The 26,495-nt window shown below is 60.2% G+C and carries 24 protein-coding genes; 11 read left to right on the top strand and 13 right to left on the bottom strand.

The annotated features are described in order from the left end of the window. Positions 1-5 precede the first annotated feature (5 nt). Complete coding sequence (cls, locus tag PspCFBP13508_RS11315; protein ID WP_137214463.1) at positions 6-1,445, bottom strand: cardiolipin synthase; 1,440 nt, start codon at positions 1,443-1,445, stop codon at positions 6-8. Positions 1,446-1,576: 131 nt separating this feature from the next. Between cls and PspCFBP13508_RS11310 the strand changes: the two genes are divergently transcribed. Beyond that, positions 1,577-2,095, top strand: coding sequence for a DUF3617 domain-containing protein (locus PspCFBP13508_RS11310; protein WP_016772436.1), 519 nt, complete (start codon positions 1,577-1,579; stop codon positions 2,093-2,095). Positions 2,096-2,179: 84 nt separating this feature from the next. Here PspCFBP13508_RS11310 and PspCFBP13508_RS11305 read toward each other — a convergent pair whose 3' ends face one another. The 5 genes from PspCFBP13508_RS11305 to PspCFBP13508_RS11285 all read right to left on the bottom strand — a co-directional run bounded on the left by PspCFBP13508_RS11305 (position 2,180) and on the right by PspCFBP13508_RS11285 (position 5,957). Continuing rightward, entirely contained in the window at positions 2,180-3,055 is an 876-nt protein-coding gene (locus PspCFBP13508_RS11305; protein WP_137214462.1) for a metal ABC transporter substrate-binding protein, read from the bottom strand. Between the two features lie 11 nt (positions 3,056-3,066). Further along, the gene (locus PspCFBP13508_RS11300) at positions 3,067-3,936 is read right to left on the bottom strand and encodes a metal ABC transporter permease (RefSeq protein ID WP_137214461.1); all 870 of its coding nucleotides are present in this window, start codon (positions 3,934-3,936) and stop codon (positions 3,067-3,069) included. Beyond that, the gene (locus tag PspCFBP13508_RS11295) at positions 3,936-4,604 is read right to left on the bottom strand and encodes an ATP-binding cassette domain-containing protein (RefSeq protein ID WP_137214460.1); all 669 of its coding nucleotides are present in this window, start codon (positions 4,602-4,604) and stop codon (positions 3,936-3,938) included. The genes PspCFBP13508_RS11300 and PspCFBP13508_RS11295 overlap by 1 nt, the downstream gene beginning before the upstream one ends. Continuing rightward, entirely contained in the window at positions 4,601-5,497 is an 897-nt protein-coding gene (gene folE2, locus PspCFBP13508_RS11290; protein WP_137214459.1) for a GTP cyclohydrolase FolE2, read from the bottom strand. The genes PspCFBP13508_RS11295 and folE2 overlap by 4 nt, the downstream gene beginning before the upstream one ends. An 82-nt stretch (positions 5,498-5,579) precedes the next feature. After that, complete coding sequence (locus PspCFBP13508_RS11285) at positions 5,580-5,957, bottom strand: glutamine synthetase (protein ID WP_137214458.1); 378 nt, start codon at positions 5,955-5,957, stop codon at positions 5,580-5,582. A gap of 207 nt (positions 5,958-6,164) precedes the next feature. Here PspCFBP13508_RS11285 and zigA point away from each other — a divergent pair, with 207 nt between their 5' ends. Together zigA and PspCFBP13508_RS11275 are read left to right on the top strand one after the other, a co-directional pair. Beyond that, positions 6,165-7,370, top strand: coding sequence for a zinc metallochaperone GTPase ZigA (gene zigA, locus PspCFBP13508_RS11280; RefSeq protein WP_137214457.1), 1,206 nt, complete (start codon positions 6,165-6,167; stop codon positions 7,368-7,370). Further along, complete coding sequence (locus tag PspCFBP13508_RS11275; RefSeq protein WP_130911476.1) at positions 7,370-8,020, top strand: DUF1826 domain-containing protein; 651 nt, start codon at positions 7,370-7,372, stop codon at positions 8,018-8,020. Before zigA ends, PspCFBP13508_RS11275 begins: the two co-directional genes overlap by 1 nt. Positions 8,021-8,024: 4 nt before the next feature. Here the strand turns inward: PspCFBP13508_RS11275 and PspCFBP13508_RS11270 are convergent, their stop codons facing one another. After that, positions 8,025-8,381: an NADH:ubiquinone oxidoreductase gene (locus PspCFBP13508_RS11270; protein WP_130911477.1), complete on the bottom strand. Its 357-nt coding sequence runs from the start codon at positions 8,379-8,381 to the stop codon at positions 8,025-8,027. A gap of 41 nt (positions 8,382-8,422) precedes the next feature. Here PspCFBP13508_RS11270 and PspCFBP13508_RS11265 point away from each other — a divergent pair, with 41 nt between their 5' ends. Continuing rightward, positions 8,423-9,394 (top strand): CobW family GTP-binding protein, encoded by a 972-nt coding sequence (locus PspCFBP13508_RS11265; protein WP_137214456.1) that lies wholly within the window; start codon positions 8,423-8,425, stop codon positions 9,392-9,394. Between the two features lie 67 nt (positions 9,395-9,461). On the opposite strand, the gene PspCFBP13508_RS11260 is transcribed toward PspCFBP13508_RS11265, so the two are convergent. Next, positions 9,462-9,875, bottom strand: a complete 414-nt coding sequence (locus PspCFBP13508_RS11260) for a DUF3301 domain-containing protein (RefSeq protein WP_038861179.1) — start codon at positions 9,873-9,875, stop codon at positions 9,462-9,464. 117 nt (positions 9,876-9,992) lie between these two features. Between PspCFBP13508_RS11260 and pdxY the strand changes: the two genes are divergently transcribed. Further along, the gene (pdxY, locus tag PspCFBP13508_RS11255; RefSeq protein WP_042608042.1) at positions 9,993-10,865 is read left to right on the top strand and encodes a pyridoxal kinase PdxY; all 873 of its coding nucleotides are present in this window, start codon (positions 9,993-9,995) and stop codon (positions 10,863-10,865) included. 101 nt (positions 10,866-10,966) lie between these two features. On the opposite strand, the gene PspCFBP13508_RS11250 is transcribed toward pdxY, so the two are convergent. After that, positions 10,967-11,449 carry an acyl-CoA thioesterase gene (locus tag PspCFBP13508_RS11250; RefSeq protein WP_016772447.1) on the bottom strand — a complete coding sequence of 161 codons (483 nt, stop codon included), beginning with the start codon at positions 11,447-11,449 and terminating at the stop codon, positions 10,967-10,969. Between the two features lie 278 nt (positions 11,450-11,727). On the opposite strand from PspCFBP13508_RS11250, the gene PspCFBP13508_RS11245 reads away from it, so the two are divergent. Beyond that, positions 11,728-13,491 carry a cation:proton antiporter gene (locus PspCFBP13508_RS11245; RefSeq protein WP_110599748.1) on the top strand — a complete coding sequence of 588 codons (1,764 nt, stop codon included), beginning with the start codon at positions 11,728-11,730 and terminating at the stop codon, positions 13,489-13,491. Between the two features lie 21 nt (positions 13,492-13,512). Here PspCFBP13508_RS11245 and PspCFBP13508_RS11240 read toward each other — a convergent pair whose 3' ends face one another. The 3 genes from PspCFBP13508_RS11240 to uvrD form a co-directional block, all read right to left on the bottom strand. Further along, positions 13,513-13,920 (bottom strand): SMI1/KNR4 family protein, encoded by a 408-nt coding sequence (locus tag PspCFBP13508_RS11240; RefSeq protein WP_038359443.1) that lies wholly within the window; start codon positions 13,918-13,920, stop codon positions 13,513-13,515. Between the two features lie 136 nt (positions 13,921-14,056). Continuing rightward, a complete protein-coding gene (locus PspCFBP13508_RS11235) occupies positions 14,057-14,932 on the bottom strand; it encodes a Tim44 domain-containing protein (RefSeq protein WP_016772449.1) in 876 nt (291 codons plus the stop codon). 298 nt (positions 14,933-15,230) lie between these two features. Next, positions 15,231-17,414: a DNA helicase II gene (uvrD, locus tag PspCFBP13508_RS11230; RefSeq protein ID WP_137214455.1), complete on the bottom strand. Its 2,184-nt coding sequence runs from the start codon at positions 17,412-17,414 to the stop codon at positions 15,231-15,233. Between the two features lie 257 nt (positions 17,415-17,671). Here uvrD and PspCFBP13508_RS11225 point away from each other — a divergent pair, with 257 nt between their 5' ends. The 3 genes from PspCFBP13508_RS11225 (at position 17,672) to PspCFBP13508_RS11210 (ending at position 21,974) form a co-directional block, all read left to right on the top strand. Beyond that, positions 17,672-20,545 (top strand): GGDEF domain-containing phosphodiesterase, encoded by a 2,874-nt coding sequence (locus PspCFBP13508_RS11225; protein WP_137214454.1) that lies wholly within the window; start codon positions 17,672-17,674, stop codon positions 20,543-20,545. A gap of 127 nt (positions 20,546-20,672) precedes the next feature. Next, positions 20,673-21,539: a transcriptional regulator HexR gene (gene hexR, locus PspCFBP13508_RS11220; RefSeq protein WP_007962240.1), complete on the top strand. Its 867-nt coding sequence runs from the start codon at positions 20,673-20,675 to the stop codon at positions 21,537-21,539. A 231-nt stretch (positions 21,540-21,770) separates the two neighbouring features. After that, a complete protein-coding gene (locus PspCFBP13508_RS11210) occupies positions 21,771-21,974 on the top strand; it encodes a hypothetical protein (RefSeq protein WP_081932351.1) in 204 nt (67 codons plus the stop codon). Here the strand turns inward: PspCFBP13508_RS11210 and PspCFBP13508_RS11205 are convergent. Then, a complete protein-coding gene (locus PspCFBP13508_RS11205; protein ID WP_137214453.1) occupies positions 21,916-22,878 on the bottom strand; it encodes a LysR family transcriptional regulator in 963 nt (320 codons plus the stop codon). The genes PspCFBP13508_RS11210 and PspCFBP13508_RS11205 overlap by 59 nt on opposite strands. A gap of 190 nt (positions 22,879-23,068) precedes the next feature. Between PspCFBP13508_RS11205 and PspCFBP13508_RS11200 the strand changes: the two genes are divergently transcribed. Both PspCFBP13508_RS11200 and oadA read left to right on the top strand, forming a co-directional pair. Then, the gene (locus PspCFBP13508_RS11200; RefSeq protein WP_024014853.1) at positions 23,069-24,484 is read left to right on the top strand and encodes an acetyl-CoA carboxylase biotin carboxylase subunit; all 1,416 of its coding nucleotides are present in this window, start codon (positions 23,069-23,071) and stop codon (positions 24,482-24,484) included. Between the two features lie 101 nt (positions 24,485-24,585). After that, positions 24,586-26,394, top strand: a complete 1,809-nt coding sequence (oadA, locus tag PspCFBP13508_RS11195) for a sodium-extruding oxaloacetate decarboxylase subunit alpha (protein WP_133335561.1) — start codon at positions 24,586-24,588, stop codon at positions 26,392-26,394. Positions 26,395-26,495: the final 101 nt, after the last annotated feature.

Below are 26,495 nucleotides of genomic sequence, written 5' to 3'. Positions count from 1 at the left end.
GGCGCTCAGAGTATCGGCGAAATCAGCCGGGCGATCCGCATGCCGACCTGTTGCAGGCGGTGGATCTCCCGGCTTTCTTCTTTGGCCACTTCATCGGCCAGGGCGAAATCGTCATTGAGCATGTGTTCCACAGCGGCAGCGAACTCGCTGTCGACGGTCAGTAACATCACTTCGAAATTCAGGCGGAACGAGCGATTGTCCAGATTGGCGCTGCCGATGGCGCTGATTTCGCTGTCGATCAACACCACTTTCTGATGCAAAAAACCCGGTCGATAGCGGAACACCCGCACCCCGGCACGCACCGCCTCGAAGGCATACAGGCTTGAGGCGGCATAGACGATGCGATGATCTGGCCGCGACGGCAACAGCAGGCGCACATCAACACCACGCAAAACTGCCAGCCTCAATGCCGCGAACACCGCTTCGTCCGGGACAAAGTAAGGGCTGGTGATCCATACGCGTTGCGTTGCTGCGTGAATGGCTTCGACGAAAAACAGCGAGCAGGTTTCGTAGGCATCCGCCGGGCCGCTGGCGAGCAATTGGCAAAGCACGCCATCCTCCGGGTATGTATCCGGAAGGATCAACGGCGGCAAAGTACGAGCAGCCCAGAACCAATCTTCGGCGAACGATTCCTGCATGCAGGCCACCACCGGCCCGCGGACTTTGACGTGGGTGTCACGCCACGGCGCCAATGGTGGCTTCTCACCCATGTATTCATCGCCGACGTTATGCCCGCCGACAAACCCGACCACGCCATCGACCACGACGATTTTACGGTGGTTACGGAAGTTGACCTGAAAGCGGTTGAGCCAGCCGCTGCGTGTGGCAAAGGCTTTGACCTCGACACCGGCATCACGCAGCGCTTGCACGTAATGATGGGGCAGGGCATGGCTGCCGATACGGTCGTAGAGCAAATGAATGGATACGCCTTCAGCGGCTTTCTGCAAAAGCAAATCACGCAAGCGCTGGCCGAGCCGATCGTCGTGAATGATGAAGAATTGGATCAGCACGGCTTCCTTCGCTTGTTCGATCGCCTGAAAAATCGCATCGAAAGTCGCGGTGCCGTTCACCAGCAGTTGCACCTCGTTGTTCGCCAGGCACGGCATGCGCCCCAGTTTCGGCATCGCGCGCAGTGAGGCATAGGCACTCGAAGCGCGAGCGGCGAGGGCTTCTTCCACCCACGGGCGCCAGTTCAATTCGGAGATGGCCAGGCGCATCTGCTCGTTGGCTTGGCGCCGGGCCTTGATGTAGCCATCGAAGGTGCTGCGACCAAATACCAGATATGGAATAAGCGTGAGGTAGGGAATGAAGATCAGCGACAATGCCCAAGCGATCGAGCCTTGCGCGGTGCGTACGGTGAGCACCGCATGGATTGCAGCGATCGAACCGAGTGTGTGCAAAAGGGCGATCAGGTAACCGAAAATGTGCGGTCCGAAAAAATCCATGGGGCAGCCTTGCTCCGCGAGATGCAATGCTTAACAGACCATGTTCTGCCGCGAATGTCTCTATTTAATCGGTGCATGAACCGACGCAATCGGCCGGCGTCTAACGGCCACAACTGATCAGGAGTTACTCGATGAACGTTCGTCTGCTGGGTTTGGCGCTGGGCCTGGGTTTGGCATTACCGGTGGTTGCGCAGGCGCAAATGCTGCAGCCGGGGTTGTGGGAAATGTCTTCGAGCAATCTGAAGGTCGATGATCAGGCCATGGATGTGCAATCGATCCTTGGCCAGATTCAAGGCCAGATCACCCCGCAGCAGCGCGCGGCGCTGGAGAAGAACGGCATCAACATCGGCGGCAAAGGCATCCGCGCTTGCCTGACGCCGCAGCAGGTGGCGACCAACGACATCCCGTTGGCCGACCCGCAATCGGGCTGCAAGCAGCAGATCACCGAGCGCACCGGCAACCAGTGGAAATTCCGCTTCAGCTGCCCGAAAGCCCAGGGCACAGGCGTGGCGACGTTCCTCAGTGACCGCGAATTCACCACCGTTGCCAATGGCACCTTCAACGCCATCGGCATCAACCAGAAGGGCAGCCTGGAAACCCGTGCGGTGTGGCTGGGTCAGGATTGCGGCACGGTAAAACCCCGCGCTTGAAACCTTCGCAGCGCTCCCACAGTTGAAACGCATTCAAACTGTGGGAGCGAGCCTGCTCGCGAAAGATCGGAAGTTCGCCTCAAGTCATGGCTGACGCAGCGCCTTGTACAGCGTATTGAGGTTGTATTCGAACAGCCCGGTAAAGGTGCTCGCCGGTCCACTCGCCGCCAGTGCATCCGAGTACAGCGTGCCGCCAATGTGCGCGCCGCTTTCATCCGCGATCTGCTTGAGCAGGCGCGCGTCCTTGATGTTTTCCATGAACACCGCTTTGACCTTGGCCTGGCGAATCTGCGTGATCAGCGCAGCGACTTCGGCGGCGGAGGGTTCGCGTTCGGTGGATAAACCCTGTGGCGCGATAAAGTCGATGCCATAAGCCTGACCCAGATAGCCAAAGGCATCGTGGCTGGTGACGATCTTGCGATTGCCCGGCGGCAGCGCGCCGAGTTTGTTTTTGGCTTCGGCGAGCAGGGCATAGATCTGCTTGAGGTAGGTCTGGCTGTTGCGCTCGTAGTCAGCCTTGTTGCCCGGGTCGGCGGCGATCAGCGCCTTGGTAATGTTGGCGACGTATAACTCGGCGTTCGCCAGATTGTGCCAGGCGTGCGGATCCGGAACGGTCTCGCCGTCTTCATCAAGCGAACGTGGAATCACCCCGCGACTGGCACTGATCACCGTTGCCTTGCTCTCGGTGCTGGTCACCAGGCGATCCAGCCAAGGTTCGAAACCGAGGCCGTTCTTGATGATCACTTTGGCTTTGAGCAGCGCCTTGGCATCGTCAGGGGTCGGCTCGTAGGTGTGCGCATCGGCATCCGCGCCGACCATGTTGGTGATCTGCACATGCTCGCCGCCGACCTGATGAACCATGTCGGCGAGGATGCTGAAGCTGGTGACCACCGGCAGTTTTTCGGCGGCCGACAATGACATCGACAGCATCAGGCTGAACAGCACGAGTAGAGCGCGCATCGGGAAACACCTCATTGGGATGTGAGCAAAGGCGGGCGGCGCAGCAAACCGTGAACCGGTCCCAACACCACCGACAGCAGATAGCCGACCCCCGCGACCAGCACGATGGCCGGGCCGCTGGGCAGCGAGTAGTAGAACGACAGCAGCAAGCCGAGCCACACAGACACGCAGCCCATGACGGCGGCGACGGCAAACAGTATTGGCAGACGGCGACTCCAGAATCTCGACGCGGCAGCCGGAAGCATCATCAGCCCGACTACCATCAGTGCGCCGATGGCCTGAAAGCCGATCACCAGATTCAGCACGACCAGAGTCAGGAACACCCCATGAGCCAGCGGCCCGAGGCGACTGACCGTGCGCAAGAACAGCGGGTCGAGTGTGTCCAACAGCAGGGGTTTGTAGATCGCGGCCATGGCCATGAGGCTGATGGCCGAGACCCAAAGCATGCCGGTCAGTGTCGGCCCGTCTACGGCCAACGCTGAGCCGAAAAGCAAATGCAAAAGGTCGAGGCGTTTGCCGGCAATACCGAGAATCAGCACGCCGCTGGCGAGTGAAATCGGATAGATCGCGGCGAGACTGGCGTCCTCGCGCAAACCCGTACGCCGGGTTATCCAGGCTGCAAGTCCGGCCATGCTCAGGCCGGCTCCCAAGCCACCGAGGGTGAGTGCGGGAAGACTCAAACCGGCAAACCAGAATCCCAATGCAGCGCCCGGAAGGATGCCGTGGGCGACGGCGTCACCGATCAAGCTCATACGTCTGAGAATCAGAAAAACACCCAAAGGCGCCGTGCTGCACGCCAGCACCAGGCCGCCGAGCAAGGCACGGCGCATGAACACGAATTCGCTGAACGGCTGCCAGAAATGGCTGACGGTGGCGAGCATCAGGCGACCTGCATGTGCGGTGTTGGCTGGATCAGTTCTCTGCTGGTTCCGTACACGCAGTGGCCGTTTTTGATCAGCAGGGTATTCGGAATGTGTTGGCGGACAGCCGCCAGGTCGTGGCAGACGACGACCAGTGTCCGGCCCTCGGCATGCCAGTGGTGAATGTGTTGCCAGAGCAATTGCTGGCCGAGTTCGTCGAGTGCAGCGTGCGGTTCATCGAGCAACAGTACCGGGGCGTCAGCGAGGCTCAGTCGCGCGAGAAGGGCGCGTTGTAACTCACCACCGGACAGGGCCATCAACGGACGCTGTTCGAGTCCAGTCAAATGCCAGTCTTCCAATGCGTTTTTCAGTCGCTGCGTGCGCAGTTGTGTCGAGAGTCTACGGCCCCAGAAACCTGCGGCGATGAGCTCTTCGAGGCTGATTGGAAACTGCCGATCCAAGTGCTGCTGTTGCGGCAGAAAGGAAATGCCGCTTTGGCGTGGAACAGCCATTTCCACCTTGCCGGCCAAGGGCCTCTGCAAACCGGCGATGACTTTCAGCAGACTGCTTTTGCCGCAGCCATTAGCCCCAATGATGGCGGTCAGGCTGGCGCTCTCGAACTCAAGACTCAGAGGCGTTGTCAGCGGTTGGCCGGGAGCGCCCCAGACCAAGGATTGGCAGCGGATCATTGTTGCTCCCGTCGCCAGCTGCTTTCGGCGACGGCGTCATGGGCATGCAGGCTTTCGGCGTGGATCACGCGAATGTGGAATTGGTTGATGCCGGGCGTGCGCTGCAGTGCCAGATTGAGGCGGCGGGCGGCGTCTTCGCAGAACATCAGGTTCTGCCCATTGGCGAGAGCGAATGCTTGTTCGTCGGGTCGCTTTACTGCGGTCTGCACGGCGGTGCCGAGGGCTGCTTCAGCGTCATCGATGATCGCGGTCAGCGGTAGCTTGTCGATGAAATTGTCGAGATGCAGGTGCAGTTGCGCATAGCTGCGCTGGCTGTGCGGTGTCGCTACGATCCCTTTGGTTGAGCCAAGCCATGCCAAAACATCGGCATGTTGCAGAGATTTGTTGGCGAAATCATCGACGAACTGCTGCTGGATCAATTGCCGCGCCAAGGCTGCGGAGCACGGGCATGTCGAGGAATAAGGCACCTCGACTTTTAGTTCCACGTGGAACATTTGCTGTTTCAGGCTCGCTGAAATGGACGTCGGATAGGATTTCCAGCCGGCCAAGGGGCTGACCAACGCGGGTCGTTTCAGCAACAAGTCAGTGTGAATACTCAGATACGCGCAGGCGGATAGGCCTTGATGGCTTGTCAGAAAACACTTGATTACCTGATGCAGCAGCGCGGTAGAAAGGGGCTGCTGTTCGAGGGCTTCGAGTGCCAAATACAAGCGCGACATGTGAATCCCGCGCGCTTCACCATCATCGAGACTCACGCCAGCGTCGACTCTGGCGCTGAGGCGTTGGCCTTCAAGCACAACGGGTAGAGCAATTCCACGCATGCCTACCCAGTCGAGGGGTAGTGCAAAGCGTGCAGATTGGGCGGCTATATCTGGAAGTGTTAGAGCATTCATAGTGAGACCGTCGTGTTGATCTCTTTTAACGTTACATTATAACAATCCATTCAGCGACGCTTTTTTCATGAAAAGGTTTTCACTAGCAGCCCGTCATCCGGCTGCAGGTGAACCTTGCGCTGCTACCGCCCGAGCTGGAGAAGCGGTTGATGGTTGTCCAGCCGACACGGCGGGTATAGCCAACCCAAGCCTCGCCATCGGAGGCAATGCCGGTAAAAAAGGTCAATTGGCCGAAGCGGCTATTGGTCTGTGCCCAATAGCGATGGCCATCCTTCTCGAATCCGCGCAGGTAAAGCGTGGTGCCGACCGTATTGACGCTATAGGCATTGCCGTCGGCGTCCACGCAAGCCAGCAGGTTAGCGCTGCGTGTGCAGTGCGCTGGCCCCGGCATATGCGCTTGGGCTTGGCCGGCCAGCGACATAGCAAAGCTCAAAAGCAGGTATTTCAACCCCTTGTTCATTGCGAGTTTCCACGATCGGTGGTGCAGCAATTTGCGAAATCTCCTCTGCCGGACTGGCAAAATCAAGTTGTTATACTATAACATAAATCGCAACCAGCCTGAGCTGCCGATCACAATCGTATGCCTTCTTTGACCCGGTTAAATGAAGCGCAACACGCCAAGCGCACCTCAAAGCGCAAATCGGCTGCCGTTTATGAGGATTATCCAATGTCAGCCAAATTGCCCGTCACCGTACTTTCAGGATTTCTCGGTGCCGGAAAAAGTACGCTTTTGAATTACGTACTACGTAACCGAGACGGCTTGCGCGTTGCGGTGATCGTCAACGATATGAGCGAGATCAACATCGATGGCAGTGAAGTCCAGCGCGATGTCAGTCTGAACCGTGCGGAAGAAAAGCTCATTGAGATGAGCAACGGCTGCATTTGCTGTACGTTACGCGAAGACCTGCTTGAAGAAGTCAGCAAACTCGCCCGCGAGGATCGTTTTGATTACCTGCTGATCGAATCCACCGGCATTTCCGAACCGCTTCCGGTCGCTGAAACCTTCACCTTCCGCGATGAACAGGGACAAAGCCTCGCCGACATTGCTCGCCTGGATACCATGGTCACCGTGGTCGACGGTGTGAATTTCCTGCTCGATTACCAGGCGGCCGAAAGTCTTGCCTCTCGCGGCGAGATTCTCGGTGAAGAAGACGAGCGCTCCATCACCGATCTGTTGATCGAGCAGATCGAGTTCGCCGACGTCCTGCTGATCAGCAAAATCGACCTGATCAGCCAGCACGAGCGTGAAGAACTCACCGCCATCCTCAAGCGCCTCAATGCCCAGGCTGAAATCATTCCAATGGTGATGGGCGAAATCCCCCTGGAGAAAATCCTCAACACCGGTCGTTTCGATTTCGATCAGGCCGCACAAGCGCCCGGATGGCTACAGGAATTGCGCGGTGAGCACGTCCCGGAGACACAGGAATATGGCATCGCCTCGACGGCCTACCGCGCGCGCCGGCCATTTCACCCGCAACGCTTCTTCAGCTTCATCGATCGGCCTTGGCTGAACGGCAAGCTGCTGCGCTCCAAAGGCTTCTTCTGGCTCGCCAGCAAACCCACCGATGCCGGTAGCTGGTCCCAAGCAGGCGGCTTGATGCGGCATGGCTTTGCCGGTCGCTGGTGGCGTTTTGTGCCAAAGAATCAATGGCCGCAGGATCAGGAAAGTGTCCAGGCGATCATGGGAAACTGGATTCCAAGCGTAGGAGATTGCCGCCAGGAGCTGGTTTTCATCGGTCAGAACATAGATTTCCTACAGCTCTCCGCCGAACTCGATGCCTGCCTTCTGACCGACGAAGAAATGGCAACGGGCACAGAAGGCTGGCGCTTGCTGCCTGATCCATTCGGCCCTTGGCAAGAAGAGGCCGCCTGATGCTCGCACTCAAAGATCAGCCGCTTCTTACCCGTCATCAGCACCAGGGGCTGACACCGGAAACATTGACGCGAATCCTGGAAGACCAGACCAATCTCGCCGTCTGGCAACGTCAGCTGCCCGTGCACATTGCCGATTTTGCGCAATTGGTGCTGTCGCTCAACGAGCCCTTGGCCGAGTCGCTGTGTCTGGAATTGCCCGACGAAGATGCCGAACCGGATCTCGCCGGTCTGGCTGCAGGGCTGCGTGATCTGCAGGGTTTCGAAGGTTTCATGAGCGATCTCAAATGGCTGATCAGTGCCTTCGCCTGCCTGCTCGGTGCGCGGCGTATCGGCGTGCGTTTGCGTGTGCTGGACAAGGCCATGTGTCCGCGCTTCCACGTCGATCACGTGCCGGTGCGCTTGATCACAACTTACGCTGGCATCGGCAGCCAATGGCTTGAGGAGGGCGCGATGGATCGCCTGCAACTTGGCCAGGCCAATGCCGAACCGCAAGGTGCAGCGTCGATTCGCCAGCTCAACAGCGGCGACGTCGCGTTGCTCAAAGGCGAAAAATGGCACGGCAATGAAGGCTTCGGCCTGATCCATCGTTCGCCGCAACCGGCGCCCTGTGAGCGCCGTCTGCTGCTGACCCTCGACTGGCTCGGCTGACACATCAGGGTTTGCGCCAGGCGCCCTGGCTCTGGCTTTCGCAATACGGCTTGAGATACGCCGCATCAGTGGCCACGCCGTAATAGTGGATATCCTGGCGATAGGGCATATTGGCGACTTGCGCGTTGCTGCACACGCCGAAAGCGCCGCTCGGGCACTGGTCGACGTATTGCACCTCGACCTTCTGCCCGGCCAGCGTCGGTTGGCAGAAGCCGTCATTGAACAATTTTTGCGGAATCGTCCTGTTCTGCTGACAGACTTTGACGTCGAGCCGTTCGCCCTGCGTGTGCACCACGCAGGCCTGGGCCCACGCTTCACTCGACAGCAGCGCCAACAGCAACGACCATCCCGACCAGCGCATCTTCGATCTCCTCAATAACAGTCCGCAGAAAAGTGCCCACCATGTTGCAGAACATTCCGACCCACGTCATCGCCGGCCCGTTGGGCGCCGGCAAGACCAGCCTGATTCGTCAGTTGCTGGCGCAACGGCCTGCGGACGAACGCTGGGCGGTGCTGATCAACGAGTTCGGCCAGATTGGTCTGGACGCCGCGTTGCTCTCTCGCGACGACGATGGTATCGCACTGGGTGAGGTGGCCGGGGGCTGCCTGTGTTGCGTCAATGGCGCGCCATTCCAGATCGGCCTCGGCCGCTTGCTGCGCAAGGCCAGGCCGGATCGACTGTTTATCGAGCCATCCGGGCTGGGCCATCCGGCGCAGTTGCTCAAGCAATTGAACGAGGCGCCGTGGCTGGGCGTGCTGGCGGTTCAGCCATGTGTGCTGGTTCTGGACGCTCAGGCATTGCACGCGGGTAGAACCCTGCCGGACGCTCAGCAGCAAGCGTTGGCCAGCGCGGGTTTGCTGTTGTTGAACAAGGCCGAAGATCTCGATGAAGCGGTTCGAGAGAAAATCGCCAGCCAGTTGCCGCCCGTCAGGCTGATCTGGACGCAGCAAGCGCAACTGCCTCTGAGCGAGCTTCCGGGGCTGAAAGCAAAAGCAAAAGCGAACGAAGGCGCAGGGCATCTGCCGCTGCCCACTGGATTGGCACAGCTGCCAGCGGTCTGGAGCGATCCGGCCGAACCGATTTGCCTGAGCCAGTTACAGGAGGGTGGGTGGAGCATCGGTTGGCGCTGGCATCCGGGGCAGGTATTTGATCAAGGACGCATCGCCGATTGGCTGAGCGGTATGAACTGGAAGCGCGCGAAACTGGTTATCCACAGCGCGAATGGCTGGATGTCGGCCAATGCACTGGAAAATGCCGAGCTGGACTGGCAGGTAAGTGAATGGCGAAAAGATTCGCGGATCGAGCTGATTTTCAGTGGTCTTGAGGAAGTTGAAATGCTTCAGGCGGGGCTTGCTGCTTGCCGGAAGCTTTAGAAGCAAAAGATCGCAGCCTTCGGCAGCTCCTACAGGACGTGCATGTACGCGCCGGTGTTGTGGCGTTTCAAGGCTTCCACTTGGTATGTTCCTGGCGCCACTGGCTCAGCTCGATGACTTCGGCGCGAGGCTTGTGCACTTCGACTACCGGCGGCGTATCGTCGAACGGCGCCGGGTAGGGTGCCAGTTCAATCTGCGCACTGTGCGCGCCGAACTGGGTGACGGTGCCGTTGTGGCGGCTTTCGCCGGTCACGGTGAACTCGAAGTTGTAGACCCGCGCCAGTCGCCGGCGACCGTTGGCATCCCTGATCAGACCGATCTTTTTCAGCGCGACGTTACCGTCCAGCAGCTCCACGCCGACGTTGGTGCAATGCTGTTTGACCCGCTCCAGCGCGCGCTCGCGCAAGCCGTGGTTGTGCCATAGCCAGGCGCCAGCGGCGGCGAACAGCATCAACACAAAGATGTTTTCCAGGGTCAGCATCTACATCGAACTCCAAATGATGGCGTCAGCTTAACTGTCTCGCCGGTCTGTCGTACAGGCTGTGTTTCGTCGCATACTGCGCGGCTTGAATTTCAATCGTTTTACGGAATGACCCGAATGAAACGTACGCCTCATCTGCTCGCCATCCAGTCCCACGTGGTGTTTGGCCACGCCGGCAACAGCGCTGCGGTTTTTCCGATGCAGCGCGTCGGGGTCAATGTCTGGCCGCTCAACACCGTGCAGTTCTCCAACCACACCCAGTATGGTCAGTGGGCCGGTGAAGTGCTGGCGCCGCAGCAGATTCCCGAGCTGATCGAAGGCATCGCCGCGATTGGCGAGCTGGGCAACTGCGACGCGGTGCTGTCCGGCTACCTCGGCAGTGCCGCGCAGGGCCGGGCGATTCTCAGCGGTGTGGCGCGGATCAAAGCGGTCAATCCGAAGATGCTGTATCTGTGTGATCCGGTGATGGGCCATCCGGAGAAGGGTTGCAGCGTGCCCACCGAGGTCAGCGATTTCCTCCTTGATGAGGCCGCGGCCGTGGCGGACATCATGTGCCCGAACCAGTTGGAGCTGGACAGTTTTTCCGGGCGCAAGCCGCAGTCGCTGTTCGATTGCCTGGCGATGGCACGGGCGCTGCTGGCGCGCGGACCGAAAGCGGTACTGGTCAAGCATCTGGATTATCCGGGCAAACCGGCGGATGGCTTCGAGATGCTGCTGGTAACCGCCGAGGGCAGTTGGCATCTGCGCCGTCCGTTGCTGGCGTTTCCGCGTCAGCCGGTGGGCGTCGGCGATCTGACATCCGGTCTGTTCCTGGCGCGGGTGTTGCTGGGCGACAGCCTGCTGGCGGCCTTCGAATTCACCGCAGCGGCAGTGCATGAGGTGTTGCTGGAAACCCAGGCGTGCGCCAGTTACGAGCTGCAACTGGTGCGGGCGCAGGATCGCATTGCGCATCCGCGGGTGAAGTTCGAGGCTACCGCGATCAGTCTCTGAGACCGGGTCGTCTTTATTCGCGAGCAGGCTCGCTCCCACAGGAAGAATGCATTCCAGATGTGGGAGCGAGCCTGCTCGCGAAAGCAATCAATCAAGGCTGATCAGGCGTCGCCCTTGATCTCCTGATAACGCTTCTCCAGCTCCTGGCGAATCTGCCGACGCTGCTGCGCCTGCATGAAGCGGCGCTTGTCTTCGCTGTTCTGCGGTTGCAGCGGTGGCACGGCGGCCGGTTTGCGCTGATCATCCACCGCGACCATGGTGAAGAAACAGCTGTTGGTGTGGCGCACCGAGCGTTCGCGGATGTTTTCGGTGACCACTTTGATGCCAACTTCCATCGACGTGTTGCCGGTGTAGTTGACCGAGGCCAGGAACGTCACCAGTTCGCCGACATGAATCGGCTCACGGAAAATCACCTGATCCACCGACAGGGTTACCACGTAGCGCCCGGCATAACGGCTGGCGCAGGCGTAGGCCACTTCATCGAGGTATTTGAGCAGGGTGCCGCCGTGGACATTGCCAGAGAAGTTGGCCATGTCGGGGGTCATCAGTACCGTCATCGACAGCTGGGCGTTTCCGGGTTCCATAACGTTCTCACGGATCAAGGCTGATTGCAGGAAGCGCCTCTGCGGGCACCTGGTGGCTTTTCGAAAAGCACCGTTATCGGGACGCCGCGCGGCGGGCCGCCGTCACGCCGGTAGCGATCTGTTTCCATATATTGCACCGGCTTCCAGAGCGAAGTCGCGGTGTTAACCTGCAAAAGCCCTGCCCAAGGGCAATTCCTACATTAAAAGCGGATTTTTACCCTGCTCGCGCAGACCTTTTGACGTCTGTCCGCGCGCCTCGTCATCAAGGAGCCCACGCCATGCATGCCATCAGTTTTATTCAGGATCTGGCAGTGATCATGCTGGTCGCAGGCGTGGTGACCGTACTGTTTCATCGTTTCAAGCAGCCGGTGGTGCTCGGCTACATCGTCGCCGGCTTCATCATCGGCCCGCACACGCCGCCGTTCGGCCTGATCCACGATGAAGAAACCATCAAGACCCTGGCCGAACTCGGGGTGATCTTCCTGATGTTCTGCCTCGGCCTGGAGTTCAGTCTGCGCAAGCTGTTCAAGGTCGGGGCGACGGCATTCATTGCCGCGTTTCTCGAAATCATCCTGATGATCTGGATCGGTTACGAAATCGGCCGCTGGTTCGACTGGAACACCATGGATTCGTTGTTCCTCGGCGCGATTCTGGCGATCTCCTCAACTACCATCATCGTCAAAGCGCTGAACGATCTGAAGATGAAGAACGAGCGCTTTGCGCAGTTGATCTTCGGTGTGCTGATTGTCGAGGACATCCTTGGCATCGGCATCATCGCGCTGCTGTCGAGCATCGCCGTCAGCGGCACGGTGAGTTCGGGTGAAGTGTTTTCCACGGTCGGCAAGCTGTCGCTGTTCATGATCGTCGCGCTGGTCATCGGCATTCTGTTGGTGCCGCGTCTGTTGGCTTATGTGGCGAAATTCGAAAGCAACGAGATGCTGTTGATCACCGTACTCGGCCTGTGTTTCGGCTTCTGCCTGCTGGTGGTCAAGCTTGAATACAGCATGGTCCTGGGCGCTTTCCTGATCGGCGCGATCATGGCCGAGTCGCGGCAATTGCTGAAAATCGAACGGCTGGTCGAGCCGGTTCGCGATCTGTTCAGCGCAATCTTTTTCGTCGCCATCGGGCTGATGCTCGATCCGCTGATTCTCATTGAATATGCCTGGCCGATCGCGGTGATCACCGTCGCCGTGGTGCTGGGCAAGATGTTGTCCTGCGGCCTCGGTGCGTTTATCGCTGGCAACGACGGACGGACCTCACTGCGGGTCGGCATGGGTCTGTCACAGATCGGCGAATTTTCCTTCATCATCGCCGCGCTGGGCATGACCTTGCAGGTGACCAGCAACTTCCTCTATCCAGTCGCCGTGGCCGTGTCGGTGATCACCACGCTGCTGACGCCGTACCTGATTCGCGCGGCGGATCCGCTGTCGATCAAGCTCTCGGCGGCCGTGCCCAAGCGGCTCGGGCGGGTGCTCGGCATGTATGGCGAATGGTTGCGCAGTATTCAGCCGCAAGGTGAGGGCGCGCTACTGGCGTCGATGATCCGGCGGATCCTCTTGCAGGTCGGGGTCAATCTGGCGCTGGTGATTGCGATCTTCTTTGCCGGCGCATATTTCGCCGAGCGCATGTCGTTGTGGCTGCAGGACTGGATCAGCGATCCGAGCTGGCAGAAGGCTCTGATCTGGGGCGGGGCGTTGCTGGTCTCGCTACCGTTCCTGATTGCGGCTTATCGCAAGCTCAAGGCGCTTTCGATGCTGCTGGCGGAGATGGGCGTCAAGCCGGAGATGGCCGGGCGTCACACACAGCGAGTGCGCCGGGTGATCGCCGAAGTGATCCCGATTCTCTCGCTGCTGGTGATTTTCCTGCTGTTGGCAGCCTTGTCGGCCAGTATCCTGCCGACCAACAAGCTGCTGGTGCTGATCGCCGTCGTCGCGGCCGCCGTAGCGGCGCTGCTCTGGCGCTGGTTCATTCGCGTGCATACGCGCATGCAGGTGGCCTTGCTGGAAACCCTCGACAACCACAAGGAGTCGTCGGGGCATTGACCACCCGGGGCGTGTGGCGGATCAGCTTTCCAGCCAGACGTCCCGCGCCCAGTGCCACACCGATTCCCAGGTTTCTTCGGCAATCAGTTCTTCTTCGGCCTGCCACAGCACCACGGTGCCGTCTTCTTCGACACAGTAGTAGTCATCGCCGTCCTGACAGATCGGGATCAGGCTGCGATCAACACCCACGTCCCATGCATTGGCCGCCACGTCCGGCAGATAGGTGTGCGATTGCGGATCAGTGACGGTCACCGGCTCGAGGCTGCCGTAGACCACATCGCTGACGGTCAGCAAAAATTCTTTGAAGACGAACGGAATGTCGATGAACAGTTGTTCTTCGATTTCTACCAGTAGGTCTTCGTCAGGCAATTCCAAAGGAACCGGTACGGGTTCGTTGGCTTCGCGCAGTTGTTCGATGATTTCTTCCACGTCCGGGATCCTCTTGCTTGAATGGCGCGGTTTATATGGGCCGGTTTATACAGTAGCTCGCTATAGATGCAACCGTGAAATGAAAAACCCCGGCCGAGGCCGGGGTTCTGTTACCGCAAGTGAAGCGCAGCAGGGATCAGCCGTTCTGGCGGATACCGGCGACCAGCCAAGGCTGGTTGTCGCCCTGCGGACGTTCCATGTTCCAGCTTTCGCTGAACACTTCGCCCTGGTCGAAACGCGAGGTTTTCGACACGCCGGTGAAGGTCAGGGTGGCGATGGTCTTGTCGGCACGATCGTCGACGCCGTCCAGTTGCACCTGCAGGTTGTCGATGTAGGTCGACTGGAAGCCGTCGCCCAGATCCGCACGCTCACGCTTGAGGAACTCAAGCATTTGCGGGGTCACGAACTCGGCGATCTTGTCCATTTCGTTGGCGTCCCAGTGCTGCTGCAGCGACTGGAAGTGGCTGCGCGCGGCTTCAAGGAAGCGCTCTTCGTTGAACCAGGCCGGTGCGTTGATCACCGGACGGGCGGCAGCCGGAGCAGCCGAACCACCGAAGATCGAACCCATGGCGGCAGGCTTCTGCTCGAACACTTCACGCTGCATCGGCGCGCCGGCCGGAGCGAATTGCTCCTGCTGCTTGCGACGACGGGCGGCGATGAAGCGGAAGATCACGAACGCGATCAGGGCCATGATCAGGATGTCGAAGATCTGCATGCCCTGGAAGCCGTCGCCCATGAACATCGACGCGAGCAGGCCACCGGCGGCGATGCCCGCCAGAGGGCCGAGCCAGCGCGAAGCACCGCCGGCCTTGGCCGCGGCGCCAGCAGCACCGGCAGCGCCAGCGGTCGCTGCTGCGCCGCCCACGCCAGGAGAAGAAGGAGCCATCTGGCTGGTCTGGTGCGTCGGCGCAGCGCCGGCGCTTTTGCCACCACCAAAGCGCTTGGCGTTGGCGTCGAGGCTCATCGTCAGGCCGATGCACAACGCCATGGCGATGCTAAGAAAACGTTTCATAAAGGGTATTCCCGTTTTGTGGAGACACGCGCGCCATGTTGCACAGCTGAAGTGTTACTGGCTAGCGAGAGAGTGTTTCGGGCTTTTGCCTGACAGGTTGCGTTCAGCTTGGCGAGGCAATCAGCCGATGTACTTTTGTCTGTAGGAAAAGACGATAGGTTCAGAGGGATTGATGCCTTTGCGCCGCATAATCTGTGGGAGCGAGCCTGCTCGCGAAAGCTGCACCGCGGTGTATCAGATCAACCGCGGTGATTTCATTCGCGAGCAGGCTCGCTCCCACAGAAAAAACAAACCGGCGTCAGATGGCTTCCAGCTTTGCATAGCCGAGCATCAGCCACTTGCTGCCTTCGCTGAAGTTCACCTGCACCCGGGCTTGGGCGCCGGAGCCTTCGAAGTTGAGGATCACGCCCTCGCCGAAGATCGAGTGACGTACGGCCTGACCGAGCACAAAACCGGTTTCCGGAATCTCGCTGCCGCTGAACAGATTGCTGCCGCTCATCGACTGGTTGCCGCCGAACGGTCGGCTGACGCTGTTGGACAGACGCACTTCCTGAATCAGGCCTTTCGGCACTTCGCGGACGAAACGCGACACCTTGTTGTAGGTTTCGCTGCCGTACAGGCGTCGGGTTTCGGCGTAGGTCATCACCAGATTCTGCATCGCCCGGGTGATACCGACATAAGCCAGACGTCGTTCTTCCTCGAGACGCCCCGGTTCTTCCAGGCTCATCTTGTGCGGGAACAGGCCTTCTTCCATGCCCACCAGGAACACGTAAGGAAATTCCAGACCTTTGGCGCTGTGCAGGGTCATCAGTTGAACGCTGTCTTCGTGCTCGTCGGCCTGAGTGTCGCCGGCCTCCAGCGATGCGTGACCGAGGAACGCCGCCAGTGGCGTCAGTTCTTCGTCCTCTTCGGTGTTCTCGAAGTTGCGCGCGGCACTGACCAGTTCCTCCAGGTTTTCCACCCGGGCCTGGCCTTTCTCACCTTTTTCCGCTTCGTGATAAGCGATCAGGCCGGACTGCTCAATGACAGTTTGCGTCATCAGGTGCAGCGGCATCTCGGCGCACTTGGCGGCGAGGTTCTCGATCAGTTCGATAAACGCACCGAGCGCACTGGCGGCGCGACCGGTCAGGCCTTTGTTGGCGACCAGTTGGCGCATCGCTTCCCACATCGACACATCGCTGTGTCGCGCATGTTCGCGAATCGCTTCGACGGTTTTCTCGCCGATGCCCCGGGCCGGCACGTTGATCACCCGTTCCAGCGCCGCATCGTTGCCGCGACCTTCGAGCAAACGCAGATAGGCCATGGCGTTCTTGATCTCCGCGCGTTCGAAGAAGCGCTGACCACCATAGATGCGGTACGGGATACGCTCGCGCAGCAGGGCTTCTTCAAGCACCCGCGACTGGGCGTTGGAGCGGTACAGAATCGCGATATCGCTACGGGCCAGACCGGTTTTCAGCGCGCTTTCGATGGTTTCCACCACGTAACGCGCTTCGTCGTGTTCGTTGAACGCGGCGTACAGATTGATCGCTTCGCCGTCGCCACCGTCGGTCCACAGCTCTTTACCGAGACGCCCGGTGTTGTTGGCGATCAGCGCGTTGGCGGCTTTGAGAATGCCGGCGGTGGAGCGGTAGTTCTGCTCCAGACGAATCGTCTCGGAGTCCGGGAAATCGGAAGAGTACTGATGGATGTTCTCGATCTTCGCCCCGCGCCAGCCGTAAATCGACTGGTCGTCGTCGCCGACCACCATCAGGCTGTCGCCGCCCTTGCCGAGCAGGCGCAACCAGGCGTACTGCACGGCGTTGGTGTCCTGGAACTCGTCGACCAGAATATGCCGGAAGCGCTTTTGGTAGTGCGCCAGCAGGCCCGGGTGATCGCACCACAGATCGAGGGCGCGCAGCAGCAGTTCGGAGAAATCGATCACGCCGGCCCGCAGGCACGCTGCCTCGTAGGCTTCGTAGATGCCGCGCATGGTGGCCAGGAACAGGTCGCCGCTGGCTTGGATGTGTTGCGGCCGCAGACCTTCGTCTTTCTGGCCGTTGATGAACCACTGCGCCTGACGCGCCGGCCAGCGCTGCTCGTCCAGACCGAGCTCGCGGATCACCCGCTTGACCAGACGCTGCTGGTCATCGCTGTCGAGAATCTGGAAGGTCTGGCTCAGGCCCGCTTCCTGCCAGTGCGCCCGCAGCAAGCGGTGCGCGAGGCCGTGGAAGGTGCCGACCCACATGCCGGCCGGGTTGATGCCCAGCAACTGCTCGATGCGATGGCGCATCTCGGCAGCGGCCTTGTTGGTGAAGGTCACCGACAGGATGGAGTGAGGCGAGGCGTTTTCGACCTGGATCAACCAGGCGATACGGTGCACCAGCACTCGGGTTTTACCGGAACCGGCGCCGGCCAGGACCAACTGACGGCCAACGGGGGCTGCTACGGCCTGGCGTTGGGCATCGTTGAGGGAGTTCAGCAGAAGGGAGAGATCATCGCGCATCGGGGCATTCTAGGGTGCGCCGCAGGCCCGGGCAAACCGTGCGTTGCATTAGCCGATGAAAGTGCTGCCGATGACGACCGGTCGGTCACTGGCTGCAGGCTTCGGCCCGTCTCGCCTGAGGCGTTGCAGCGGTGCGCAAGCAGCGGAAAATTTCCCCGCAATTGTGATCCGCAGCAGTTTGGCATCGGGATCGGCTTGTGTATGCTCCGTCCACGTTTCGGGCGCACGCCCTCCTTATAAGAACAAGAACGTTGCCCATGATCCTCAGCGCCGAACTGTCGGGGCCCTCCATGGACCCCCGGGTGATCCGCAAGCACTATGCCGTCGAAATGGCGGTGGAGCGCACGCGTCTGCTGTATCAGGGCTCGTTGTTGCCCACGCTGTTCATGTTGATCAATGGTCTGGTCTGCGCCGCTTTGCTCTGGAGCCCGCAGCGCTACTTCGTGGTCAGCGTCTGGCTGGTGTGGCTGCTGTCGCTGGTCGCGCTGCGGGTGATTCAGGTAGCCGCGTTCGATTCGGCGATTCCCGATCGCCAGGCCCAGCCGATCTGGTTCCGCATGTTCCTGCTCGGTTCGACCATGACCGGCCTGACCCTCGCCGGTGCCGGCATTGCGCTCGTTCCCGCTGACAACTTCATGCAGCAAGCCTGGGTGTTCGGCCTGATCGGCGCGGCAACACTGTCCGCCAGCGTCGCCTACGCGGTGAGCCTGCCGGCGTTCCTGTCGTTTACCTTGCCGTGCCTGCTGCCAGCGATCGGCTACCTGTTCTGGGGCGGCGACGATCAGGCACGAGGCTGGGGCTGGCTGGGCTTGATCCTGCTCGGCTCGCTGAGTGTGGTGGCGTGGCAGGTCAATCGGCTGATTGACCGCGGATTGCTGCGGCGCTTCCAGAATCAGCACCTGATCGAGCATTTGCAGCAAGCGCAAACGCGCAGCGAACAACTCAATCAGGAGCTTGGTAAAGAGATCGAACAGCGCCGCTGTGCCGAAGCGCAATTGCGTGAAGCGCAGGTCGACCTCGAAGATCGCGTGGCCCAGCGCAGCCGCGAACTGGACGCGGCCAATCAGGCCCTGAGCAAAAGCGAAGCGCGCCTGGCGCTGGCGCTCAAGGCCAGTGAGCTCGGATTGTGGGACTGGAACCTGCAGACCGACGAAGTCCATCACACACAGATTCAGGAACTGTTCGGCCTCGCCCCGGAATACGTCACGGCGCTGCTGCGCGACCTCAAGCCGCGACTGCATCCTGAAGATGTGCCGTCACTCAAGTTCGCCCTGGTCGAGCATCTGAAGGGGCGCACCGAGGATTATCAGGTCGAATATCGCCTGCGCCATGGCGATGGCCACTGGGTGTGGATCGAGGACCGTGGCCGCGCCGTGGAGCGCAGCGCCAGCGGCCGAGTGATCCGCATGGTCGGCACCCGCCGCGATATCAGCGCCAGCAAAAGCCTCGAAGAACAGCAGCGGCTGGCGGCGACGGTGTTCGAAGCGGCCAGCGAAGGCATCGTGATTCTCGACCCGGACTACGCGCTGATTGCGATCAACCAAGCGTTCAGCCGGGTTACCGGTTACGAGATCGACGACATGCTCGGGCGCAACGTCGTAGAGTTGCCGTGCAGCCGCGATGCCCGTCGTCACTACGTGACGATCCGTCATGCGCTGGAGCAGCATGGGAGCTGGCAGGGCGAGCTGGTGGAGACGCGCAAGAACGGCGAGCTGTATCCGCAATGGCTGCAACTCAATGCCGTGCGTGATAGCCGTGGCAATGTCAGCCATATCGTCGGCTTCTTCGCCGATCTCTCGGCGCGGCGGGCCTCGGAAGAGCGTATGCGCTATCTGACCCATTACGACGAGCTCACCGGCCTGGCCAACCGTTCACTGTTCCGCGAGCGTCTGCACGAAGCCCATCAGCGGGTGCGCCAGGGCGGGCGCCGCAGTCTCGCATTGCTGCACATCAATCTCGATCGCTTCAAATTGCTCAATGACAGCCTCGGCCATGAAGTCGCCGATCAGTTGCTGCAGAAGATGGCGCGGCGGCTGGTCAATGCCTTGCCGGAAGCCGACACCATTGCGCGCTTGTCCGGTGACGAGTTTGCCGTGCTGTTCGATGCCTACGGCAATCTGTCGAGCCTGGCTCGGGTAGCGACGCGGCTGTCGGCCAAGCTGCGTTTGCCGCTGAGTGTCGACGGGCATGAATTGGTAGTCAGCGCTTCGATGGGCATCAGCCTGTTGCCGGACAACGCGCGGGAAATCTCGGCGCTGGTCAGCCAGTCGAACATGGCCATGCAACATGCCAAACATCTGGGCGGCAACAATTTCCAGTTCTACACCGACAGCCTGCAAGCCAGCACACTCGAACGTTTGCAGCTGGAAAACCACCTTCGCAGAGCTATTGAAGAACAGCAACTGACGGTGTTCTACCAACCGAAACTGTGCCTGCAAACCGGTCGCCTGAATGCCGCTGAAGCGCTGGTGCGCTGGGATCATCCGAGCATGGGCCAGGTGCCGCCGGCGGATTTCATTGGCCTGGCCGAAGAGACCGGTCTGATCGGGCCGATCGGCGAATTCGTTTTGCGTCAGGCGTGCTGGCAAGCGTGCGAATGGCAGCGCCAGGGCCTGGCGCCGATCCGCGTGTCGGTGAACCTGTCGGTGCATCAGCTGCGCCAGGGCAAGCTGGTCAGTCTGGTGCGGCAGGTGCTGGAAGAAACCGGGCTGGCGCCGCACTGCCTTGAGCTCGAATTGACCGAAAGCCATTTGCTCGACAGCGTCGAACACATCATTGCCACCTTCCAGCAGTTGCGCGATCTGGGGGTGAAATTGGCGATCGATGATTTCGGCACCGGTTATTCCTCGTTGAGTTATCTCAAGCGCATCCCGGTGGACTACGTGAAAATCGATCAGGCATTCATTCGCGGCTTGAGCGAGGGCAGTGCGGACGCGGCGATCACTCGCGCGATCATCGCCATGGCCCACGGACTGGCCCTGAAAGTCGTGGCCGAGGGCGTCGAGCGGCAGGATCAGTTGGAATTTCTGCGCGTCGAGCGCTGCGACGAAGTGCAGGGTTATCTGATCAGCCGGCCGGTGGATGCTGCCGGTCTGGCCGGGCTTTTGCGCGATCAGGGAAATCCGCAGTAAGGGCTACATACAGCTCAGCGTGCCTGATGCCGGGACATCGAGTTACGCATTGAGCAGGCAAAATGCCCATTCATGTAGTATAACTACAAGCTTGCTACATCCTTGCCCACAAGAAGAGTCCAGCCCCTTGAATCTGCTGCAACACATCGCCCAGTCACGTCACCTGTTACGCAAGTCGGAGCTCAAGGTCGCCGACCACGTGCTGCTTGACCCTGCGGCAGTGATGCACAGTTCCATGGCCGACCTGGCTCACAGCGTCGGCATCAGCGAGCCGACCATCGTGCGTTTCTGCCGCGCGATCGGTTGTTCCGGCTTTCAGGACCTCAAGCTGAAACTGGCGCAAAGCCTGGCCGCCGGCGCCAGCTTCGGCCAGTTCGCGATCCACGAAGACGACTCCGTCGCCGACTACAGCCTGAAGATTTTCGACACCACGCTGCACACCCTGATGGAAGTGCGCGAAAAGCTCGACCCGGTCGAGTTGCAGCGCGCGGTGACGCTGATGTCGCAGGCGCAACGCGTCGAGTTCTACGGCTTCGGTGCTTCCGGTGCGGTGGCCGCGGATGCACAGCACAAGTTCTTCCGTTTGCTGCTGACCGCGGCGGCATATTCCGATCCGCACATGCAGGCGATGTCGGCGGTAACGCTGAAGCCCACCGATGTGGCGATCTGTATTTCCCAGTCAGGGCGCTCCAAGGATTTGCTGATCACCGCTAACCTCGTTCGCGAAAGCGGGGCATCGCTGATCACCCTGTGCCCGAGTCAGACGCCGTTGGCGGAGTTGTCGACCGTCAATTTGGCGATCGATGTGCACGAAGACACCGAAATCTATACCCCGCTGACCTCGCGCATCGCTCACCTGGTGGTGATCGACGTGCTGGCGATGGGCGTGGCCATGGCCCGCGGGCCGAGCCTGGTCAATCACCTCAAGAGCGTCAAGCGCAGTCTGCGCAGTTTGCGCTTGTCGCCCAAGGCCGTGAAAGCGCTGGACGACTAAGTCCAAGGTCTGCCGACCTCTTCGCGAGCAGGCTCGCTCCCACAGAGTTCTGCTGTAAACACAAATTCTGTGTCTGCCGGAGATCAAAATGTGGGAGCGAGCCTGCTCGCGAAGGCGCACCTGCAAACACCGCACATTTGAAATTTTCATCAGTCTGTAACCCTGACGCAGCCAAACCGTCATCCTCCACGCCTATCGTAAAACTCCCGTACTCGCCCTGGGAGACTCGAAATGGCTCAGCCCTACGAAGAACGCAACAGCGCCGCGAAAACCCGTCGTCAGCAGGAAGACCAGCGCCGCATGGAATTCCGCCGCGCAATCGAGGATCGCTTCGAACTTCGCCAGCTTCAGGCCGAGATCGGCGATTTTCCCGAGATCACTCACTGGCAGGCGACGCCCGCAGCTTCCCGTCGAAACGCTCAACCAACGCAATAATCTGCGCCCGCTCGCTGCGGATAAACGCCAGGAAGGCGTGCGCCACCGGTGACAGCCGCTTGGCTTTGGCCTGCACCAGGCACCAGCTGCGCAGCAGCGGCAACTCTTCGACCGGCAGCTCGATCAGGCCGCCGGTCGCCAGCTCCAGGTTCAGGGCGTGGCGCGTCAACAGCGCCAGGCCCAGACCCGCCACCACGCATTCGCGCTGGGCTTCGGCGGACGCTACTTCCTGGGTCTGGGTGAAATGCACGCGCTTTTCCTTGAAGTATTCCTCGCAGGCCAGACGCGTGCCAGAACCCGGCTCGCGGATCAGCAGCGTATACGGTTCCAGATCCTGCAAGCGCAGCGGGCCCATGTGCGCCAGCGGGTGATCCGGGCGCGCCACGGCGACAATCGGATTGTTGAGAAACGGCAGGAATTCCAGGCCCATGTCCTGCGGCACCATCGACATGATCACCAGATCATCGCGGTTGTCCGAGAGGCGGCGGATGACCTGGCCACGGTTGACCACGGTCAGCTGCAAATTGACTTCCGGATGCTGGCGCTTGAACGCAGCAAACAGATGCGGCACGAAATATTTGGCGCTTGATTCCACTGCCAGTTTCAGCTGACCCTGCAGCGAACCCTGCATGTCCGACAGTTGCATATCGAGGTTTTCCAGCCGCCCGAAAATGTCGCGACTGGCACGCTGAAGCGCTTGCGCCGCCTCGGTCATGTAGAGTTTTTTGCCGACATAGTCGAATAACGGTTGGCCAATCAGCTCTTCAAGCTGACGAATCTGTAGGCTCACGGCCGGTTGTGTGAGGGACATTTCCTCGGCGGCGCGGCTGTAGGAACGTAAATCACACACCTCATTGAAGATCTGCAACTGACGCAATGTCATACGCATCAATGACTTACGCATTTTATTCAGGCTCTCACGGAACACGGATGTTCCGACTATAAGTGTTTACTTATGCCTGACCCAATTTTTATTCATTTTTGTTAATCCCTCAGCAGCGCTAGTGTGGACCTGCGACTGAATTGAAACATTTGGTCACGCGTCGACCTGGCTCCAGCAGGTCGTGGTGCCACCGGCTCAAGGGAATTTCCAAGTGATAAAAAAGATCCTGATCGCCAACCGTGGTGAGATTGCCGTACGCATCGTACGAGCCTGCGCCGAAATGGGCATTCGCTCGGTTGCGATTTTCTCCGACGCCGATCGACATGCCTTGCATGTGAAGCGTGCGGACGAGGCCCACAGCGTGGGTGCCGAGCCACTGGCCGGTTACCTGAACCCGCGCAAGCTGGTGAACCTGGCCGTGGAAACCGGCTGCGATGCGCTGCACCCCGGCTACGGTTTCCTGTCGGAAAACGCCGAGCTGGCGGAAATCTGCGCTGAGCGCGGCATCAAATTCATCGGCCCGTCGGCGGAAGTCATCCGGCGCATGGGCGACAAGACCGAAGCGCGGCGCAGCATGATCAAGGCCGGCGTACCGGTGACGCCCGGCACCGAGGGCAACGTCTCCGGCATCGAAGAAGCCTTGGTTGAGGGCGACCGCATCGGTTACCCGGTAATGCTCAAGGCCACCTCCGGTGGTGGCGGTCGCGGTATCCGTCGCTGCAACAGCCGCGAAGAACTCGAACAGAACTTCCCTCGTGTCATCTCCGAAGCCACCAAGGCGTTCGGTTCGGCGGAAGTGTTCCTGGAAAAATGCATCGTCAATCCCAAGCACATCGAAGCGCAGATCCTTGGCGACAGCTTCGGCAACGTCGTGCATCTGTTCGAGCGTGACTGCTCGATCCAGCGCCGCAATCAGAAGCTGATCGAGATCGCGCCGAGTCCGCAGCTGACCCCGGAACAACGCGCCTACATCGGCGACCTGTCGGTGCGTGCGGCCAAGGCAGTGGGTTACGAGAATGCCGGCACCGTGGAGTTCCTGCTCGCCGAGGGCGAGGTGTACTTCATGGAAATGAACACGCGGGTGCAGGTGGAACACACCATCACCGAAGAAATCACCGGCATCGACATCGTCCGCGAACAGATTCGCATCGCTTCCGGCCTGCCACTTTCGGTAAAGCAGGAAGACATCCAGCACCGTGGCTTTGCGTTGCAGTTCCGTATCAACGCCGAAGACCCGAAGAACAACTTCCTGCCGAGCTTCGGCAAAATTACCCGTTACTACGCCCCCGGCGGCCCGGGCGTGCGCACCGACACGGCGATCTACACCGGCTACACCATTCCGCCGTTCTACGACTCGATGTGCCTGAAACTGGTGGTCTGGGCGCTGACTTGGGAAGAGGCGATGGACCGTGGTCTGCGGGCGCTGGACGACATGCGTCTGCAAGGCGTGAAGACCACCGCCGCCTACTACCAGGAAATCCTGCGCAACCCGGAATTCCGTAGCGGCCAGTTCAATACCAGCTTCGTTGAAAGCCACCCGGAACTGACCAACTACTCGATCAAGCGCAAACCCGAAGAGCTGGCCCTGGCCATCGCCGCCGCCATCGCCGCCCACGCAGGCCTATGAATGAAGCAGCTGCGAGCTTTCAGCTGCAAGCGGCCAGTAAAAGCAGATTGGCTTTTTCTTGCAGCTCGTAGCTTGAAGCTTGCCGCTATGAGGAGATACCAATGACTAAGAAGATCTTCGTTACCGACACCATCCTGCGCGACGCTCACCAATCGCTGCTCGCCACCCGCATGCGCACCGAAGACATGCTGCCGATCTGCGACAAGCTCGACAAGGTCGGCTACTGGTCGCTGGAATGCTGGGGCGGCGCGACGTTCGACGCCTGTGTGCGCTTTCTCAAGGAAGACCCGTGGGAGCGCCTGCGCCAACTGCGCGCCGCACTGCCCAACACCCGTCTGCAAATGCTCCTGCGCGGGCAGAATCTGCTCGGCTATCGCCATTACAGCGACGACGTGGTCAAAGCCTTCGTCGCCAAAGCAGCGGTGAACGGCATCGACGTGTTCCGCATCTTCGATGCGATGAACGATGTGCGTAACCTGCGCGTCGCCATCGAAGCGGTGAAGGCGGCCGGCAAACACGCACAGGGCACCATCGCCTATACCACCAGCCCGGTGCACACCATCGACGCCTTCGTTACCCAGGCCAAGCAAATGGAATCCATGGGTTGCGATTCGGTGGCGATCAAGGACATGGCCGGCCTGCTGACCCCATACGCCACTGGTGAACTGGTGCGTGCTTTGAAAGCCGAACAGTCGCTGCCGGTGTTCATCCACTCCCACGATACTGCTGGCCTGGCCGCCATGTGCCAGCTCAAGGCGATCGAAAACGGTGCCGATCATATCGACACCGCAATCTCCAGCTTCGCCTCGGGCACCAGCCACCCGGGCACCGAGTCGATGGTTGCCGCGCTCAAAGGCACCGAGTACGACACCGGCCTGAATCTGGAACTGCTCCAGGAAATCGGCCTGTATTTCTACGCCGTGCGCAAGAAGTACCACCAGTTCGAAAGCGAATTCACCGCCGTCGACACCCGTGTGCAGGTCAACCAGGTGCCGGGCGGGATGATTTCCAACCTCGCCAACCAGTTGAAAGAGCAGGGCGCTCTGAACCGCATGAGCGAAGTGCTCGCAGAAATCCCGCGCGTGCGTGAAGACCTCGGCTTCCCGCCGCTGGTGACCCCAACCTCGCAAATCGTCGGCACCCAGGCATTTTTCAACGTACTGGCCGGCGAACGCTACAAGACCATCACCAACGAAGTGAAGCTGTATCTGCAGGGCGGCTACGGCAAGGCACCGGGCGTGGTCAATGAAAAACTGCGGCGTCAGGCGATCGGCAGCGAAGACGTCATCGACGTGCGCCCGGCCGATCTGCTCAAGCCGGAAATGACCAAGTTGCGTGCCGATATCGGCGCACTGGCCAAGTCCGAAGAAGACGTACTGACCTTCGCCATGTTCCCGGACATCGGCCGCAAGTTCCTCGAGGAGCGTGCCGCCGGCACCCTCACGCCGGAAGTGCTGTTGCCAATCCCGGAAGCGGGCGCCGTTGCCTCGGCCGGCGGCGAAGGCGTGCCGACCGAGTTCGTCATCGATGTGCACGGCGAGACCTATCGCGTCGATATCACCGGTGTCGGCGTCAAGGCCGAGGGCAAGCGCCACTTCTATCTGTCCATTGACGGCATGCCGGAAGAAGTGGTGTTCGAACCGCTCAACGAATTCGTTGGCGGTGGCAGCAGCAAACGCAAACAGGCCTCTGCGCCGGGCCACGTGAGCACCACCATGCCGGGCAACATCGTCGATGTGCTGGTCAAGGAGGGCGACACCGTCAAGGCTGGCCAGGCGGTACTGATCACCGAAGCGATGAAGATGGAAACCGAAGTCCAGGCCGCCATTGCCGGCAAGGTCACCGCGATTCATGTAGCCAAGGGCGACCGGGTCAACCCGGGCGAAATCCTCATCGAGATCGAAGGCTGAGATAACAGTCGCGATCCAACGCTTTAAACCTCGGGGGAGCATGTGCTCCCCTTTTTTTTGCCTGTGATTTTCGACCTTGTCAGGTCATTGCCAGGGATCAC

Origin of the sequence: Pseudomonas sp. CFBP13508 (assembly GCF_005233515.1) — a bacterium.
Lineage (GTDB): Bacteria > Pseudomonadota > Gammaproteobacteria > Pseudomonadales > Pseudomonadaceae > Aquipseudomonas > Aquipseudomonas mercuritolerans.
Note: the sequence above shows the minus strand (reverse complement) of the source record. Positions and strands in the feature narration are given on the sequence as shown.

Excerpts from the sequence above, each read along its gene's own strand:
- PspCFBP13508_RS11210 (WP_081932351.1), top strand. The coding sequence starts at position 21,771 with ATGGCTCAGCCCTACGAAGAACGCAACAGCGCCGCGAAAACCCGTCGT.
- PspCFBP13508_RS11205 (WP_137214453.1), bottom strand. The coding sequence starts at position 22,878 with ATGCGTAAGTCATTGATGCGTATGACATTGCGTCAGTTGCAGATCTTC.
- PspCFBP13508_RS11225 (WP_137214454.1), top strand. The coding sequence starts at position 17,672 with ATGATCCTCAGCGCCGAACTGTCGGGGCCCTCCATGGACCCCCGGGTG.
- PspCFBP13508_RS11245 (WP_110599748.1), top strand. The coding sequence starts at position 11,728 with ATGCATGCCATCAGTTTTATTCAGGATCTGGCAGTGATCATGCTGGTC.
- oadA (WP_133335561.1), top strand. The coding sequence starts at position 24,586 with ATGACTAAGAAGATCTTCGTTACCGACACCATCCTGCGCGACGCTCAC.
- PspCFBP13508_RS11275 (WP_130911476.1), top strand. The coding sequence starts at position 7,370 with ATGCTCGCACTCAAAGATCAGCCGCTTCTTACCCGTCATCAGCACCAG.
- zigA (WP_137214457.1), top strand. The coding sequence starts at position 6,165 with ATGTCAGCCAAATTGCCCGTCACCGTACTTTCAGGATTTCTCGGTGCC.
- PspCFBP13508_RS11270 (WP_130911477.1), bottom strand. The coding sequence starts at position 8,381 with ATGCGCTGGTCGGGATGGTCGTTGCTGTTGGCGCTGCTGTCGAGTGAA.
- uvrD (WP_137214455.1), bottom strand. The coding sequence starts at position 17,414 with ATGCGCGATGATCTCTCCCTTCTGCTGAACTCCCTCAACGATGCCCAA.
- PspCFBP13508_RS11295 (WP_137214460.1), bottom strand. The coding sequence starts at position 4,604 with ATGATCCGCTGCCAATCCTTGGTCTGGGGCGCTCCCGGCCAACCGCTG.
- cls (WP_137214463.1), bottom strand. The coding sequence starts at position 1,445 with ATGGATTTTTTCGGACCGCACATTTTCGGTTACCTGATCGCCCTTTTG.
- PspCFBP13508_RS11265 (WP_137214456.1), top strand. The coding sequence starts at position 8,423 with ATGTTGCAGAACATTCCGACCCACGTCATCGCCGGCCCGTTGGGCGCC.
- PspCFBP13508_RS11260 (WP_038861179.1), bottom strand. The coding sequence starts at position 9,875 with ATGCTGACCCTGGAAAACATCTTTGTGTTGATGCTGTTCGCCGCCGCT.
- pdxY (WP_042608042.1), top strand. The coding sequence starts at position 9,993 with ATGAAACGTACGCCTCATCTGCTCGCCATCCAGTCCCACGTGGTGTTT.
- PspCFBP13508_RS11310 (WP_016772436.1), top strand. The coding sequence starts at position 1,577 with ATGAACGTTCGTCTGCTGGGTTTGGCGCTGGGCCTGGGTTTGGCATTA.
- PspCFBP13508_RS11305 (WP_137214462.1), bottom strand. The coding sequence starts at position 3,055 with ATGCGCGCTCTACTCGTGCTGTTCAGCCTGATGCTGTCGATGTCATTG.
- folE2 (WP_137214459.1), bottom strand. The coding sequence starts at position 5,497 with ATGAATGCTCTAACACTTCCAGATATAGCCGCCCAATCTGCACGCTTT.
- PspCFBP13508_RS11285 (WP_137214458.1), bottom strand. The coding sequence starts at position 5,957 with ATGAACAAGGGGTTGAAATACCTGCTTTTGAGCTTTGCTATGTCGCTG.
- PspCFBP13508_RS11300 (WP_137214461.1), bottom strand. The coding sequence starts at position 3,936 with ATGCTCGCCACCGTCAGCCATTTCTGGCAGCCGTTCAGCGAATTCGTG.
- PspCFBP13508_RS11250 (WP_016772447.1), bottom strand. The coding sequence starts at position 11,449 with ATGGAACCCGGAAACGCCCAGCTGTCGATGACGGTACTGATGACCCCC.
- PspCFBP13508_RS11235 (WP_016772449.1), bottom strand. The coding sequence starts at position 14,932 with ATGAAACGTTTTCTTAGCATCGCCATGGCGTTGTGCATCGGCCTGACG.